Raw genomic sequence first — 16493 nt, forward strand, 5'->3', positions numbered from 1 at the left:
CTCGGCTTGCGAGTCAAATCTGGCTCGCGACTGCTGCGATGTTGCGTGACATCCAGCCTGGGAACGACACGCGATGTCGGCCTCACCAATAGTGAGAGTTTTCTATCATTTTTGTGTTTTGAAAGTCACTTCTTGTTTTTAACGGTAGCCAAACTTAGAGTACCGAAAGGTTGACTGATCGGACAACTTTGGTCAGTTGGCTAGTACTGCCGTGACCTGTGGGCGTCATGGCGGGAATGTCTGGCGGCGGGGCGACGCGCGGTTATGACAAGGCGCTTCGCATATGCCAGAAGGCAATCATGGCGATGTCAGAAAAATCACAATCTCAACCGTACCTGCCACAACAACAAGTAGGGGGATGGCATGATGGAAGGTTCCGAGCGCGCGACTTATCGGTCCGCGTCACGCTTTACCGGAAGAGCCCGTCGGCTCACGCTGGGAATGCTATTGGCAAGCGTCGCGCTACCCGTCTGGGCGCAGGAAGAGGGCGAAGCGCCGGTCATCGAGCAGGAAACGCCCGCCGAGGGCCCGAGCGCCGAAGACCAGACCGCCGATGGTCCCTATCTCTCCGACTGGTATCACCAGAACCTGACGGTCATTGGCAGCAAGAACATTCGCTTCGGACCGCAGCAGATCGACGATATCTATCTCGAATACGAGTTTTTCGGCCGCAAGGGGCCGTTGGACCTCTACGGCTATATCGATTTTCCGAAGTTCTTCGGGGTAGGCAACCAGGCGGATAGCGGCATCTTCGATAAAGGGTCGCCGGTGTTCATGGAGCTGGAACCGCGTCTGTCGATCGACGACATGACGGGGCAGGATCTGAGCTTTGGCCCGTTCAAGGAGTGGTTCGTCGCCTTCGACTATATCTTCGACTGGGGCCACAACACCGAGAATCGCCAGAATACGCTTTATGCCGGCCTGGGTACCGATATCGAGACGGGCTCGCCGCTCGGGCTCTCGTTCAATCTCTACAAGCGCCGTCAGTGGGAAAACTATGGCGCCGCCAACGAGCACTCCTGGGATGGCTACCGTGCACAGCTCAACTACTCCTACCCGCTAGGGACTTTCGATAACGGTGCGTCGCTGGTCTATGTCGGCTTCACCAATCACGATTTCGGCTCTGACCTGGGTGATGGCGACCCGACACGTACCAACGAGTCGACGGTCGCGACCAACGTGCTGCTCTATCAGTTCACGCATCTGCGCTTCATGGCCGTGGCTCGTTACTTCCACAACGGCGGCCAGTGGAACGACGGTGAAATGGCGCCGTTCCCTAACGGTCATGGTGACAGTTTCGAACTGCGCTCCACGGGCTGGGGCTACTACTTCGGCGTCGGTTGGCAGTTCTGAGCCCAGGCGCTTTTCGATGCATGGATTCTCCGTTGTTCATGCATCGTCGGTTCGACAGAGGCGGGGCGCCGTAAGGCTCCTCGCCTTGATTGTTATGGGTGCGTCACCATCGGTTGGCCTGCGGCGCTGCCCGAGCCATTGACTCCTCCCGGGAGCCATGCACTACTGGCGTCTTCCATGGCAGGACTCAACATCTTGACCCAAAAGACAATTCGACCGAAGCCGGTGGTCGATCTCCAGCAGGATTCGATCCAAATGCAGGCAGTGGGTGGGCGATGAACGGACGCAGTGCCGAACGACTGGAGCAGCTACGTGAGCAACTCCGACAGCGGGGCGCGCTGCCACTAGCGGAAGCTGCGCGGCTGTGTCGGGTTTCGGAAATGACCATTCGGCGTGATCTCGCCGCGAGCAATGGCGCCATCGTTTCGTTCGGCGGTCATCTGGTCATGGCCGACAACCCGCAATTTGCGGCCGCCTACAATTTCAGTGCCCAGCAGGATCGCTACGCGCAGGCCAAGCAGCGGCTATGCGATGCCGCGCTGGCGATGGTGGAAGAGGGCGATACCCTGTTCATCGACTGCGGCACCACGCTGATGCCGCTGTGTACGCGCCTCCCTCGCGAGATGACTGTCACCATCGTCACCTATGCGCTCAATGTCGCCAACGTACTCAGTCAGCGCGACATGCCCAACATGCGCCTCGTGGTGCTGGGAGGGCTCTACTATTCCGCCTCTCAATCCTTCGGTGGACAGGATGTGACCGCGGCGATTCGTCGGCTGGGGATCAACAAGGCTTTCATCTCCGCCGCCGGGGTCGATGCCGAGAAAGGGGCCAGCTGTTTTCACTTTCATGAGGTGGCGCCGAAGCAAGCGGCTATCGAGCATGCGCAGCGCCGCATTCTGGTGGCCGATGAAAGCAAGCTCGACGTCATGCGTGCGGCCTTCTTTGCCGATCTTGTCGATTTCGATCATATCCTCATCAGCGGCGCGCCGGGACGGGCCTGGTTGGAAAAAGGCATCGATGCACCCGCGTCGCGGGTGACCGTGGTCTAGGTCTTCGTTTTTTAATAGGTCTTTCTGCGTCATTTTTCCTATTTTCAATATGGAGAATTCAGGGCGTCGCAGGGGTAGGATAGCCGGACTTCCTATCGAACAGACTAAGCGAGAAAACGATGTCCACACAGAATCTCCCTCTCCAGGCGCCGGCCGACGGGGCCTTCTATCCCGCTGCCATTGTCGGCTTCGAGGCCGCTGACGTCGGCCGCTATGCACTGCGTTCGCCGGCCTCCGGCGAGGTTATCGCCGAGATCGCCGATTGCGGCAGCGAGCAGGCGAAGCTGGCAGCCGACAACGCTCAGCGCGGTTTCGAGTCCTGGCGCCAGACCACGGCCTTCGAGCGGGCCACGCTACTCAAGGCTTGGCACCGAGCCATGCTCGAGGCCAAGGACGTGCTGGCGCTGACCATGGCCCGCGAGATGGGCAAGCCGATCAGCGAGGCGCGGGGCGAAGTCGACTACGCTGCCAGCTTCCTCGAGTGGTATGCCGAGCAGGCGAAGCGTATCGACGGCGATATCCTGCCGGCACAGCATCGGGAAAAGCGGCTCTCCGTGCTGCGCCAGCCGGTTGGCCCGGTGCTCGCGATCACGCCCTGGAATTTTCCGGCGGCCATGATCACGCGCAAGGTAGCCCCTGGACTGGCGGCCGGCTGTTCGGTCATCGTCAAGCCGGCCGAGCAGACGCCGGTGACCGCGATTCTGCTGGCACAGTTGTGGCAACAGGTCGGTGGCCCGGCGGAGGTCTTTCAGGTCATCACGGCAGAGCGTCCGGCCGAGATCAGCGATCTGCTGATGGCGGATGCGCGTATCCGCAAGGTGACATTCACCGGTAGCACCCCGGTCGGCAAGCATCTCTACGCCAAATCCGCCGCGACGATGAAGCGCATGTCGCTGGAACTGGGTGGCCATGCGCCGTTTCTAGTCTTCGATGATGCCGATATCGATGCCGCGGTGGCCGAGGTCATGGCAAGCAAGTTCCGGAATGGCGGCCAGACCTGCGTCTGCACCAATCGCGTCTATGTGCAGCGTGGCATCTTCGAGGCCTTCGCCGAACGTCTGGCAGCGGCCGCCGATGCCCTGCGCGTCGGCCAGCCCGAGGACGAGGCGACCCAGGTCGGCCCGCTGGTCAGTCAGGCCGGACGCGACAAGGCGCAGTCGCATATCGACGATGCCCTGGCGCAGGGCGCTCGCCGGCTGACTGCGGCGCGCGATCTCGAGGGTTTCTTCGTGGCACCGACGGTGCTGGCCGATGTGACCCCAGCCATGCAGATCATGCAGGAAGAGACCTTCGGCCCCGTGGCGCCGCTGGTGGTCTTCGACGACGAAGCGGAAGCGGTTGCCGCTGCCAACGACACCCCGTTCGGTCTGGCAGCCTACCTGTGGACGCGCAATCTGGGACGGGCGCACCGTGTCTCGGAAGCGCTGGACTATGGCATCGTCGGCGTCAACGACGGTGCGCCCTCCGTGCCGCAGGCGCCGTTTGGTGGCGTCAAGGACAGCGGTATCGGTCGCGAAGGCGGTCGCTACGGCATCGATGAGTATCTCGATACCAAGTTCGTCTCCACGCGTCTGGACGGCTGATGGCCAGAAGGGACGACGACACGTCACCGGCACGATTGCCGGTGACGCTCGATCTGGCGACGGCGCTGGTTGAGACGAACCTGCGCCATGCCCGCGTGGTGGCCGGCGAGCGCTCGCTGGACCGGCCGTTGCGCTGGGTACACATGGTCGATCATCCCGATATCACCGCCTGGGTACGGCAGGGGCAGCTACTGCTCACGACCGGCTATCACTGGCCCGAAGAGCCCGCCGCCGAACGCGCCTTGATCGAGGCGCTGGTGGAGAAAGGGCTGGCCGGCGTGGCACTTGCCGTACCGCGCTTCCTCTCTGCCTTTCCCGAGGCCTCGCGTCAGGCCGCCATGGAGCTCGACTTCCCGCTGCTGGAGATTCCCTGGGACGTACCGTTCAGCCAGATCACCGAGGAGGTGCACGCCTGGCTGATCGCGCGTCAGGGACAGTTGATCGCGCGGGCGGAGCGGATTCACCGGGATCTGACGCGTTCGGCCCTGACCGCCCGCAATCTGGGGGATATCGCAACGGCACTCAGTCGGCTGCTCGAGCGCGACGTCCTGTTTACCGGCTGGGAGGGCGAGTGGCTGGGCGGTAGCGCCGCACGCGATGCGATGCGTCTGCCGAGCGCAGCGATGCATGCCGCTGCCCGGCGGACGCGCGATATGACCGGGCGTTCTCTTGGCGAACCGCCCGATCAACGCATGCTTGCCTGTCCTGTGCGCATTCAGGAGGTCCCTGCCGCGACGCTGTGGATCGATGAGTCCGACTCCCGGGTCAGTGAGCTGGAGCAGCGGGCGGCGGAGCAGGCCGCCTTGATCTCCGCGCTGCACCTGTCTCATCAGCGCGCGCTGCAGGCGCAGGAGACGCGGCTCGGCTATGCCTTCGTCGACTCCCTGCTCGAAGGGCGTTTCGAGCCCACCCCGGCGGCGCTCGAACGCGCCGCGCTGCAGGGGTGGGACCCCGAGGTCCGCTATCATGTCTGCGCGATCCTGCTCAACGAGCCGGTGCCGCTCAGCCGCGATGGGCTGCTGCGACGTGAACGCTGGGAACAGCTGCTGGGCAATCGTCTGCAGGCGTTGGGGTTGCCGCCCTTGATCTCGGTCTCGCTAAATCAGCTGCTGTTCCTGGTGCGGGCGGAAATGTCCACCGCGGACCTGTGGCAGCAGCTCAGTGACGGTGAGGCGGCAATGGCGGTCAGCCGTGAGGTGCAGGGGGCCGCAGCGATCGCCGAAGGCGCCGATGATGTGGCACGGCTACTGCCGTCGCTTCGTCCCGGGGAACGACGGGATTTCGAAGCGCTGCTGTTTTCCCGTGTACTGGAGGGCGATCACGCCGCCAGGGAGCTCTTCCTGGCGCGCCTTTCGCGAGCGCTGGGAGAGGGGAGCCGGCGGCAGAGCCGTCTGGAAACGCTGAACGCACTGACGCAAAGTGGTTTCCAGCTGGCCCAGGCGGCCCGCGCACTCGATATCCACATCAGCACGCTCCGCTATCGTCTCGAGCGGCTGGAAGCCGCCCTCGCCATGGATCTCAATGACCCGGAGATGCGCCTGCAGCTACAGGTGGCGATGCGGCTGCTCGATGACGACGGTGGTTGAACCTACAGCCTAGGCTGCTGCGATCAGTTATCGGGGCGTGGATTGCCGTAGGCTTGCTGACGGAAAAGGGCGATCATCGGCGGTCACCGGTTCTCTTTTCACTCTGCTTCACGGGAGCGCTTATGGAAATGCTGCATGGTCTGATCGTCATCACCCTGGTGCATCTGCTGGCGGCGGCCTCTCCGGGGCCGGACTTCGTGCTGGTGACGCAGCAGACGCTCAATCACGGCAAGCGCGTTGGCCTGCTTTGCAGTCTTGGCATCGCGCTGGGGCTGTTGGTGCATATCACCTATTCGGCATTCGGGCTGGCCGCGGTGATCGCGAATTCCGAATCGCTGCTGTGGGCGATCAAGCTGGCGGGTGGCGCCTACCTGCTCTATCTGGGCATCTTGGGGCTGCGTGCGCGTCCGGCCGATGCTGAGCCGGCCGCTGCTGCCTCCACCGGTCGATCGTCGCGCTCGGTGCCGAGAGTGATCGGCATGGGGTTTCTGTGCAATGCGCTCAATCCCAAGGCGCCGATCTACTTCGTCGCGCTGTTCACTATCGTACTGTCGCCCGACATGCCGCTTTATCAGCTCGCGATCTATGGTGCCTGGATCATGCTGCTTCAGCTCGGTTGGTTCTCGGCGGTGGCGCTCCTGCTTTCCACGCCGCCGATCCATCGTGCCTTTCAGCGCTTCAGCCACTGGATCGATCGCGTGCTCGGCGTGGCAATGATCGCGTTGGGGATCAAGGTGCTGACGACCCGTCTATAAACACCAACTATAAGCACTAACTATAAGCACTAACTATAAGTACTAACTATCAGCACCAAGGATTTCATGCCGTCGACTTTCCCCTGGGCGCCGTTTTCGGCATCCTGAGACGCATCCACTCAATAGGCCGTGTATACCATCGGCCGACCATCGACAAGACGAGGATCGTTCGTGAAGACTTGGTTGCAAGCTCTCCCCAAGGTCGAACTCCACCTTCATATCGAAGGGTCTCTGGAGCCCGAGCTGATGTTCGCGCTGGCAGAACGCAACAATATCGCGCTGCCCTATGCCTCGGTGGAAGATGTCCAGGCCGCCTATGATTTCAGCGACCTGCAATCCTTTCTCGATCTCTACTATCTCGGCATGCGCGTGCTGCGAACCGAACGAGATTTTTACGATCTGGCGATGGCCTATCTCGAGCGTGCCCATGGCGAGGGGGTCGTGCATGTCGAGCTCTCCTTTGACCCGCAGGCGCATCTGAGTCGTGGCGTCGAGCTGGCGGTGCCGTTCGAGGGGTTACGTCTGGCGATGCGTGAAGCCGAGCGTCGCTGGGGAATGACCACAGCACTGATCATGAGCTTCCTGCGGGATCGCGATGCCGAAGAGGCGATGGCGGTGCTGGAGAAGGCCGCGCCGTATTATGAGGTGATCGATGCGGTTGGCCTCGATAGTGCCGAGATGGGCAACCCGCCGGCGAAATTCGCTGAGGTGTTCGAGCGTGCCAAGGCACTCGGCATTCCGCGGGTGGCGCATGCCGGTGAAGAGGGGCCGGCAGCCTACATCAGCGAGGCGCTGGATGTGCTGGATATCTGCCGGGTCGATCATGGTGTCGCCTGCCTGGAGGACGCGATGCTGGTCGAGCGCCTGCGCAAGTCCCAGGTGCCGTTAACGGTCTGTCCGCTTTCCAACGTTCGGCTAAAGGTGGTCGAGACGCTACGCGATCATCCGCTGCCGACGATGCTGGCCCATGGCGTGAAGATCACGCTGAACTCGGATGACCCGGCCTACTTCGGGGGAGGCGTGCTGGATAATTTCGTGGCCTGTGCGGAAGCCTTCGACTGGGATCGTGACACCTTCCGGCAGCTGGCAGGCAATGCCATCGAGGTGGCCTTCATGCCGGAATCGCGGCGTCAGGCATTGCTCAAGCAGCTCGCCGCCTGCTGATACGTTGCCGTTACACAGCACAAGGCCCGGCCAATCGGCCGGGCCTTTTCGTTCTGCGGTTCTTAGGCGAGGCCCATTAGCGCGAGCGTGTCGTTACCGGTTGTACAGGGCGGTAAGATGCCGTGCCGTCACTCGACGCCAAGCGGCTGTTCGGTCCGGCTCGACAGCGCGGCAAGAAACGGTGTCAGACGCGCGAGCGCTTCCTCGGCGAGTGCGGGATCGATCGCAAAGCAGATACGGAGATAATCATCGCCCTCCGGACCAAAAGCGCTGCCCGGCGCCACGCCAACTTTCGCTTCACGGAGAATGCGTTTGGCCATGTCGAGGCTCGAGCCGACCAGGCCATGCACTTTGAAGAAGAGATAGAAGGTGCCCTGAGGAGAAAATACGGTCACGTTCTCCAGCGCCGACAGCCCGCTCACCAGAATATCTCGTGATTGCCGGCAGCGTTCGACCTGTTGGCGGATGAAGTCGTCTCCCTGGGTCAGGGCGGTGTAGCACGCCTTCTGGATGAAAGGCGCGACGCCGGTGGTGTTGTACTGGCAGAGGCGCGCGAACAGCTGATCCATGCCCAGGGGGAAGACAACCCAGCCGGCGCGCCAACCGGTCATGCACCAGTTCTTGGAAAAGGTGTTGGTGACCAGCAGTTTATCTTCGGGAGTGCAGAGCTGCAGGAAGGAATCTGCCGGGCCGCCTCCGTCGTAGACGAAGTGGTTATAAACCTCGTCGGCGACGATCCACAGTCCCTTCTCTCGACAGAAATCTCTCAGTCGCACCATATCCGCCTTCGGCATGCGCCAGCCGGTCGGGTTGGAGGGCGAATTGATGAAGATGGCGCGAGTGCGTTCGGTGACGCGGGCGAAAAGCTTGTCCAGGTCTAGAACGATCTCGCCGTCATCATGGAAATCGAAGGCGATCGGTACGTTGACGCCACCGACGATCTCGATCACCTGGCGTGCGTTCGGCCAGGCGGGGGTCGGCATGATGACTTCGCTGCCCTCGTCGAGAATCGCCTGCATCGCCATGACCACGGCATTCATGCCGCCGATCGAGATGCAGAAGCGTTCCGCCGCCACGTCGACCTGCCAATGGCGCCGGTGATAGTCGGCCAGTGCTCGGCGCAGTTCCGGCGTCCCCTGGGAATAGCTATAGCGCGTGTCATCGGCACTCAGGGCATCCACGGCCGACTGCTTGATGACATCCGGTGTCGGCAGGTCTCCCTCTCCGATCCAGAGTTTGACCACCGAGGCATCGTGCCGCGCGAGGTCCGCGACCGCGACAATCTGATTGTCCGGCATGTGCTGGACACGAGAAGAACAGAAAGCACTTAGCGTAGCGGGGATAACGTCAGACATGGGCGGCTCGTAGCGGGTGGCAGGGGGAAGGTGGCGATGACTCGATCATATAACGGACACGATGGGCATGCTAACCGGGCGCGGGGAACGTCAAGTTGCCGCTAACAATAATTAACACTTCGAATTTGCTAGGCCTTGTAAAGCATGCGATACGATTAATGAAAATGTGCCGGTTGATTAAGAAAATTGTATTGAAACGGGACACCAAACGGTTACTTTTCGCGACATAAGGCCGGATTCGTCTTCTTTGGTTTGCCGAGGTCAATATCGATGGCTGCGCTTGTTACTGTCGTTCGGGTAGATGGCACCGTTTTCCTGACGGAACCTAGAAAGCTGGTAGTCCAAGGTATGGCCATACCTGAGGGCGCCGTGCTGCTGTCTGCGGATGGTGGGCGCCTTGTCCTGGCTGATGGTGGCGTCCTGCCGTTGGCTGCCGGGGAATCGGCGACATTGCAGATTGTCGATGGTGTGGCGACCTGGGAGACTGCGCCGCTTGGGATGCCTGTCGACGAAGAGGTCGCCGCGCTGCAGGCGGCAATTGCGGCCGGTGCCGACCCTAGCGCCATTCAGGAAGCGCCGGCTGCCGGTGCCGGCGCTGAAGGTGGCGGCGGTCTCGCAGACGGTGGTGGCTTTTCGTCGCCCTTCGATCTGGCCCGCGTCGGGCGTGTGGAAGCCAGCAGCTATCGCTATGACGCCGCGTTCGAGGGGGCGGTCCCCGAGATCACCGTCACGCCTGCCAGCTTCTCTCCACAGGGTGGCGCGGCGCCCGTATCGGCCAGTCCAGTGCTGCCCGATGACGAGGACAGCGTCGCGCCAGAGGACAGCGTCCAGCCAACGATCACGATTCGTCTGGATGCGATCGCGGTGGACGATATCGTCAATCGCGCGGAGTCCAGTCAACCACTCGTGCTTGCGGGGCAGGGAGGCGGTGACGCGATCGCGGGTGACCGTGTCACTGTGACGATCGGCGGGGTAGCCTATGAAACCGTGCTCGGCCAGGATCTGCGTTTCTCGATCACCGTGCCCGGCGGTCTGCTCGCCGACAACCTTTCGGCGACTGCCACGCTGACGCACGGGGTAGGGGATACGACGGTTACCGCGACATCCGTCCGGCCTTACGCTGTCGATCTTGAGCCGCCGGTGCTTAGTGTCAGCCTCGATGCTATTGCCAGTGATGATTTATTGAATGCCAGCGAGGCTGGCCAATCCCTGATTCTGTCCGGGCGCGTCGGCGGGGATGCGCGTGTCGGCGATACGGTCACTCTGCTGGTTGGGAGCGAGTCGTACTCGGCAACTGTGAACGCCGATCTGACGTTCCGGGTCGCCGTGGCTGGCTCAACTCTTGCCGCCAATTCGGGCGCCGCGGTCACCGCCGTTATTTCGCAGGCCGATGCGGCAGGCAACGTCGGCACCGCTACCAGCAGCCGGGCCTATACAGTCGATACGGCGGCCCCGCAGCTCTCCATCGCACTGGACGCCGTTAGCGGCGATGACGTGATCAACGCGGCCGAGGCCAATCAGACGATCCCCGTTACCGGCCGCGTGACGGGCGAGTACGCCGCGGGCGACAGCGTCACGGTGACGGTTGGCAACCAGAGCTATACCGGCGTGCTCAATGCTGGCGGTGCATTCAGCATCAATGTGCCGGGGAGCCAGCTTTCGCAGAACAGCGCCATCAGCGCTGTCGTTTCTCACACCGATGCCGCCGGTAATAACGGTAGCGCCAATATCGCCGCGAACTATGCGGTTGATACCCAGGCACCACAAGTCAGCATCACGCTTGACAGTGTGACGAGCGACAACCTGGTCAATGCCGTCGAAGCGCGAGGCAGCGTCAGCGTTACCGGTCGTGTCGGCGGTGATGTCGTTCAAGGTGATACCGTCACGATCAGCGTGGGCGGACAGAGCTATACCGTTGCGGTCGGTGCTAATGGCACCTTCGCCGCCAATATCCCTGGCAGCGTGCTGACCAATGCCGGCGCTGGCAGCATTCGCGCCGCTGTCTCTCACGCCGACGCTGCGGGGAACATCGGCCAGGCGGAGACGACGCACGGGTATCGTATCGATGTCGCACCACCGGTTGCGGCGGCGGATGTCGGTAGCATCGACGAGAATGGCGTTCTCTCCATGACGGCCAACCAAGGGGTTCTGGCCAATGATCGTGATGCCGATACGGCTCGCGAGGCGCTGGTGGTCAGCGCTGTTAACGGCGCCGCCGGCGGTATCGGCCAGCCGGTCGTCGGCTCCAACGGCGGTACCTTCACGCTAAGCAGCGATGGCGCCTATCGCTTTGACCCGGGTACGGCGTTCGATCGTCTTGCGGTGGGGCAGACCGAAACCACGCAGGTTCGCTACACGGTCAGTGACGGACAAGGTGGCAACGCCACCTCGACGCTGACCATTACCGTCACCGGCACCAACGACGTACCGGTTGCCGTCGCTGACACCCGGACCACCGGGGAGAACGCGGTTCTCACTGGCCAGGTTCCGGCGGCGACCGACGTCGATGGCACCATTGCCAGCTACTCACTCGACTCCAATGTCGGCACGGGCAACGGCGGCCTCAGCTTCAACAGCGATGGCAGCTACACCTTCACGCCGGGCACCGACTTCGATGCCCTGGCCGCGGGCGAGAGCCGCGACGTTACGTTCAGCTACACCGCCACCGATAACGATGGTGGGGTGAGCGAACCGCAGACGGTGACGATCACCGTCACTGGCACCAACGATGCGCCGGTGGCGGTCGCCGATACCCAGACCACCGACGAGAACACCGTTCTTACCGGCCAGGTTCCGGCAGCAACTGACGTCGACGGTACCATCGCCAGCTACTCGCTCGACACCGATGTGGGGCCGGGCAACGGTAGCCTCAGCTTCAATAGCGACGGTTCCTACACCTTTACGCTGGGCACGGACTTCGACGCCCTAGCCGCGGGTGAGAGTCGGGATGTCACGTTCACCTACACCGCGACGGATAACGATGGCGGGGTCAGTGCGCCGCAGACAGTCACCATTACTGTGACCGGTACCAACGACGTGCCGGTGGCGGTTGCCGACACTCAGACCACCGGCGAGAACACCGTTCTCAACGGTCAGGTCCCGGCGGCAACGGATATCGACGGCACGATTGCCAGCTACTCGCTCGATACCGACGTGGGCACTGGCAACGGCTCGCTCGCCTTCAACAGCGACGGCAGCTACACCTTCACGCCGGGCAAAGACTTCGATGCGCTGGCCGCCGGCGAAAGTCGCGATGTCACGTTTACCTACACCGCCACGGATAACGATGGTGGGGTGAGTGCGCCGCAGACCGTGACGATCACCGTCACCGGCACCAACGACGCGCCGGTGGCGCAGGCTGCGACGGCTACGACGGAAGAGAATACGGTCCTGACTGGCCAGGTCCCGGCCGCGACCGATGTCGATGGCACCATCGCCAGCTACGCGCTCGACACCGACGTCGGCGCGGGCAATGGCAGCCTCAGCTTCAACAGCGACGGTAGCTACACCTTCACGCCGGGTGCCGACTTCGACGCCCTGGCCGCCGGCCAGAGCCGCGATGTCACGTTCACCTACACCACCACGGATAACGACGGCGGTGTCAGTGCGCCGCAGACCGTCACGATCACGGTCACCGGTACCAACGACGCGCCGGTGGCGGTTGCCGATACCCAGACCACGGGCGAGAACAGCGTTCTGACTGGTCAGGTTCCGGCGGCGACCGACGTCGATGGCACCATCGCCAGCTACGCGCTCGACACCGATGTTGGCTCGGGCAACGGTAGCCTTAGTTTTAACGCTGACGGTTCCTATAGCTTCACGCCGGGCACAGACTTCGATGCGCTGGCCGCCGGCGAGAGTCGCGACGTCACGTTCAGCTACACCGGGACCGATAACGACGGCGGTGTTAGCGAACCGCAGACCGTTACTATCACCGTCACCGGCACTAACGATGCACCGGTGGCCGTTGCGGATACTCAGACGACCGTTGAGAACACCGTTCTCACAGGTCAGGTGCCGGCGGCGACCAACGTCGATGGCACTATCGCGGGTTACGAGCTGGCGATGGATGTTGGCACGGGCAACGGCTCGCTCGCCTTCAACAGCGATGGCAGCTACACCTTCACGCCGGGAACTGACTTCGACGCGCTGGCCGCAGGCGAAAGCCGTGATGTCACGTTCACCTACACCGCCACGGATAACGATGGCGGTGTGAGTGCGCCGCAGACCATCACCATTACGGTGACCGGCACCAACGATGCGCCGGTGGCCGTTGCCGACACCCAGACCACCGACGAGAACACCGTTCTTACCGGCCAGGTTCCGGCGGCGACCGACGTCGATGGCACGATTACCAGCTATGCGCTCGACACCGACGTTGGCACTGGCAACGGTAACCTCAGCTTCAACGCCGACGGTTCCTACACCTTCGACCCGGGCACGGACTTCGACGCCTTGGCTGTCGGCCAGAGCCGCGATGTCACGTTTAGCTATACCGCCACGGATAACGACGGCGGGGTGAGCGCGCCGCAGACCGTCACCATTACGGTCACCGGTACCAATGATGTCCCAGTGGCGGTTGCCGATACCCAGACCACCGGTGAAAACACGGTCCTCGCCGGTCAGGTGCCGGCGGCGACCGACGTCGATGGCACCATCGCCAGCTACGCGCTCGATACCGATGTGGGTACGGGCAATGGCAGCCTCACGTTCAACGCCGATGGCTCGTATCGCTTCGATCCGGGTACGGACTTCGACGCCCTCGCTGCGGGCGAGAGCCGCGACGTCACGTTCAGCTATACCGCGACGGATAACGATGGTGGAGTGAGTGCGCCGCAGACCGTCACCATTACGGTGACTGGTACCAACGACGCGCCGGTGGCACAGGCTGCGGTGGCTACGACGGAAGAGAACACCATTCTCACCGGCCAAGTCCCGGCGGCGACCGATGTCGATGGCACCATCGCCAGTTACTCACTCGATACCGACGTGGGTCAGGGCAACGGCAGTCTCAGCTTCAACGCAGATGGCTCGTATCGCTTCGATCCGGGTAGCGACTTCGATGCCTTGGCCGCGGGTCAGAGCCGCGATGTCACGTTCAGCTATACCGCGACGGATAATGCCGGGGATGTCAGTACGCCGCAGACCGTCACGATTACCGTCACCGGCACCAACGACGCGCCGGTCGCGGTTGCGGATACCCAAACCACCGGCGAGAACACGGTCCTCACCGGCCAGGTGCCGGCCGCGACCGACGTCGATGGCACCATTGCTAGCTACGCGCTCGACACCGATGTCGGCACGGGCAATGGCTCGCTGACTTTCAATGCCGACGGCTCCTACAGCTTCGATCCAGGCACTGACTTCGACGCCCTCGCTGCGGGCGAAAGCCGCGATGTTACGTTCAGCTACACCGCTACCGACAATGCCGGAGCCAGCAGCGCCCCGGTGATGGTGACGATCACCGTCACCGGTACCAACGATGCGCCCGTGGCGGTTGCCGATACCCAGACCACTGGCGAAAACACGGTTCTCACCGGCCAGGTGCCGGCGGCGACGGACGTCGACGGTACCATCGCCAGCTACTCACTCAAGACTGACGTCGGCGCTGGCAATGGCTCGCTGGTCTTCAACGTCGATGGCTCCTACAGATTCAACCCAGGCACCGACTTCGATTCGCTGGCCGCGGGCCAGAGCCGTGACGTCACGTTCACCTACACCGCGACCGACGACAGCGGTGCGGTGAGTGCACCGCAGACCGTCACGATCACCGTGACCGGCACCAACGACGTGCCGGTGGCTCAGGCGTCGACAGTAACGACAGAAGAGAACGCCGTTCTCACCGGCCAGGTTCCGGCGGCGACGGACGTCGATGGCACGATTGCGAGTTACGAGCTGGCGACGGATGTCGGCGCGGGTAATGGCTCGCTCGCCTTCAACAGCGACGGCAGCTACACCTTTACGCCGGGCACCGACTTCGAAGCGCTGGCTACGGGCGAGAGCCGCGATGTCATATTCAGCTACACCGCGACGGATAACGCCGGCGGTGTTAGCGAACCGCAGACCGTCACGATCACCGTTACCGGCACCAACGATGCGCCAGTGGCGGTTGCCGATACCCAAACCACTGGCGAGAACGCGGTTCTCACTGGCCAGGTTTCGGCGGCGACGGATGTCGATGGCACTATCGTTAGCTACTCGCTCTACACCGACGTTGGCACGGGCAACGGCAGCCTCAACTTCAACGCTGATGGCAGCTACACCTTTACGCCGGGTGCGGACTTCGACGCCCTGGCCGCCGGTCAGAGCCGCGACATCACGTTTAGCTATACCGCGACCGATAACGACGGCGGGGTGAGCGCGCCGCAGACCGTCACCATTACGGTCACCGGTACCAATGATGTCCCAGTGGCGGTTGCCGATACCCAGACCACCGGTGAAAACACGGTCCTCGCCGGTCAGGTGCCGGCGGCGACGGATGTCGATGGCACCATCGCCAGCTACTCGCTTGAGACCGACGTGGGTCAGGGCAATGGCAGCCTCAACTTCAACGCTGATGGCAGCTACACCTTTACGCCGGGTGCGGACTTCGATGCGCTGGCTGTCGGCCAGAGCCGTGAGGTCACGTTTACCTTTACAGCGACGGATAACACCGGAGCTAGCAGCGCACCTGCCACGGTGACGATCACCGTCACCGGCACCAACGACGTGCCCGTCGCTGTGGCGGATACCCAGACCACCGGCGAGAACAGCGTTCTCACCGGCCAGGTCCCGGCGGCAACGGATGTCGATGGCACCATCGCCAGCTATGCGCTCGACACCGACGTGGGTCAGGGCAACGGCTCACTGGCGTTCAATGCCGACGGTTACTACACCTTCACGCCGGGCACCGACTTTGACGCCCTGCCGGCGGGTCAGAGCCGCAACGTGACGTTCACCTATACCACCACCGACAACAACGGTGGGGTGAGTGCGCCGCAGACGGTCACGATTACCGTGACCGGTACCAACGATGCGCCGGTCGCTGTGGCGGATACTCTGACGACTGGCGAGAACACGGCTCTCACCGGTCAGGTCCCGGCCGCGATCGATGTCGATGGCTCTATCGTCAGCTACTCGCTCGAAACCGACGTGGGGCAGGGCAATGGCTCACTGGCCTTCAACGCCGACGGTTCTTACACCTTCACGCCGGGCATGGACTTCGATGCTCTGGCCACAGGCGAGAGTCGAGACGTCACGTTCACCTACACCGCGACGGACAACGATGGCGGGGTCAGTGCGCCGCAGACCGTCACCATTACGGTGACCGGCACCAACGACGTACCGGTTGCGGTTGCGGATACTCAGACCACCAGCGAGAACACGGTTCTCACCGGCCAGGTGCCGGCGGCGACGGACGTCGACGGCACCATCGCCAGCTACTCTCTCGAGACTGATGTGGGACAGGGCAACGGCTCGCTCGCCTTCAATGCTGACGGTTCCTACACCTTCGATCCGGGCGCCGACTTTGATGTCCTCGCCGCAGGCGAAAGCCGCGATGTTACGTTCAGCTACACCGCTACCGACAATGCCGGAGCCAGCAGCGCCCCGGTGATGGTGACGATCACCGTCACCGGTACCAACGATGCGCCCGTGGCGGTTGCCG

8 protein-coding genes are annotated in these 16493 nt (G+C 62.7%); 7 read left to right on the forward strand and 1 reads right to left on the reverse strand.

The window, feature by feature from the left end; translation table 11 throughout:
* Positions 1–363 precede the first annotated feature (363 nt).
* The 6 genes from MC381_RS12035 to MC381_RS12060 all read left to right on the forward strand — a co-directional run bounded on the left by MC381_RS12035 (position 364) and on the right by MC381_RS12060 (position 7493).
* The gene (locus MC381_RS12035) at positions 364–1353 is read left to right on the forward strand and encodes a nucleoside-specific channel-forming protein Tsx (RefSeq protein ID WP_251977989.1); all 990 of its coding nucleotides are present in this window, start codon (positions 364–366) and stop codon (positions 1351–1353) included.
* Positions 1354–1628: 275 nt separating this feature from the next.
* Positions 1629–2405 carry a DeoR/GlpR family DNA-binding transcription regulator gene (locus MC381_RS12040; RefSeq protein WP_251977990.1) on the forward strand — a complete coding sequence of 259 codons (777 nt, stop codon included), beginning with the start codon at positions 1629–1631 and terminating at the stop codon, positions 2403–2405.
* Positions 2406–2524: 119 nt separating this feature from the next.
* Complete coding sequence (locus MC381_RS12045; protein WP_251977991.1) at positions 2525–3988, forward strand: NAD-dependent succinate-semialdehyde dehydrogenase; 1464 nt, start codon at positions 2525–2527, stop codon at positions 3986–3988.
* The gene (locus MC381_RS12050; protein ID WP_251977992.1) at positions 3988–5574 is read left to right on the forward strand and encodes a PucR family transcriptional regulator; all 1587 of its coding nucleotides are present in this window, start codon (positions 3988–3990) and stop codon (positions 5572–5574) included. Before MC381_RS12045 ends, MC381_RS12050 begins: the two co-directional genes overlap by 1 nt.
* Positions 5575–5696: 122 nt before the next feature.
* Positions 5697–6329, forward strand: coding sequence for a LysE family translocator (locus MC381_RS12055; protein WP_251977993.1), 633 nt, complete (start codon positions 5697–5699; stop codon positions 6327–6329).
* Between the two features lie 171 nt (positions 6330–6500).
* Positions 6501–7493 carry an adenosine deaminase gene (locus MC381_RS12060; RefSeq protein WP_251977994.1) on the forward strand — a complete coding sequence of 331 codons (993 nt, stop codon included), beginning with the start codon at positions 6501–6503 and terminating at the stop codon, positions 7491–7493.
* Positions 7494–7621: 128 nt separating this feature from the next.
* On the opposite strand, the gene MC381_RS12065 is transcribed toward MC381_RS12060, so the two are convergent.
* Positions 7622–8848, reverse strand: a complete 1227-nt coding sequence (locus tag MC381_RS12065) for a pyridoxal phosphate-dependent aminotransferase (RefSeq protein WP_251977995.1) — start codon at positions 8846–8848, stop codon at positions 7622–7624.
* 369 nt (positions 8849–9217) lie between these two features.
* Between MC381_RS12065 and MC381_RS12070 the strand changes: the two genes are divergently transcribed.
* The coding region (locus MC381_RS12070; RefSeq protein ID WP_251977996.1) for a cadherin-like domain-containing protein at positions 9218–16493 on the forward strand (7276 nt) is incomplete at its 3' end.

Origin of the sequence: Salinicola avicenniae (assembly GCF_023736115.1) — a bacterium.
Taxonomy (GTDB): Bacteria; Pseudomonadota; Gammaproteobacteria; order Pseudomonadales; family Halomonadaceae; genus Salinicola; species Salinicola avicenniae.

What these genes read in the sequence shown, in the direction of transcription:
- MC381_RS12035 (WP_251977989.1), top strand. Translation starts at nt 364, where the DNA reads ATGATGGAAGGTTCCGAGCGCGCGACTTATCGGTCCGCGTCACGCTTT.
- MC381_RS12040 (WP_251977990.1), top strand. Translation starts at nt 1,629, where the DNA reads ATGAACGGACGCAGTGCCGAACGACTGGAGCAGCTACGTGAGCAACTC.
- MC381_RS12045 (WP_251977991.1), top strand. Translation starts at nt 2,525, where the DNA reads ATGTCCACACAGAATCTCCCTCTCCAGGCGCCGGCCGACGGGGCCTTC.
- MC381_RS12050 (WP_251977992.1), top strand. Translation starts at nt 3,988, where the DNA reads ATGGCCAGAAGGGACGACGACACGTCACCGGCACGATTGCCGGTGACG.
- MC381_RS12055 (WP_251977993.1), top strand. Translation starts at nt 5,697, where the DNA reads ATGGAAATGCTGCATGGTCTGATCGTCATCACCCTGGTGCATCTGCTG.
- MC381_RS12065 (WP_251977995.1), bottom strand. Translation starts at nt 8,848, where the DNA reads ATGTCTGACGTTATCCCCGCTACGCTAAGTGCTTTCTGTTCTTCTCGT.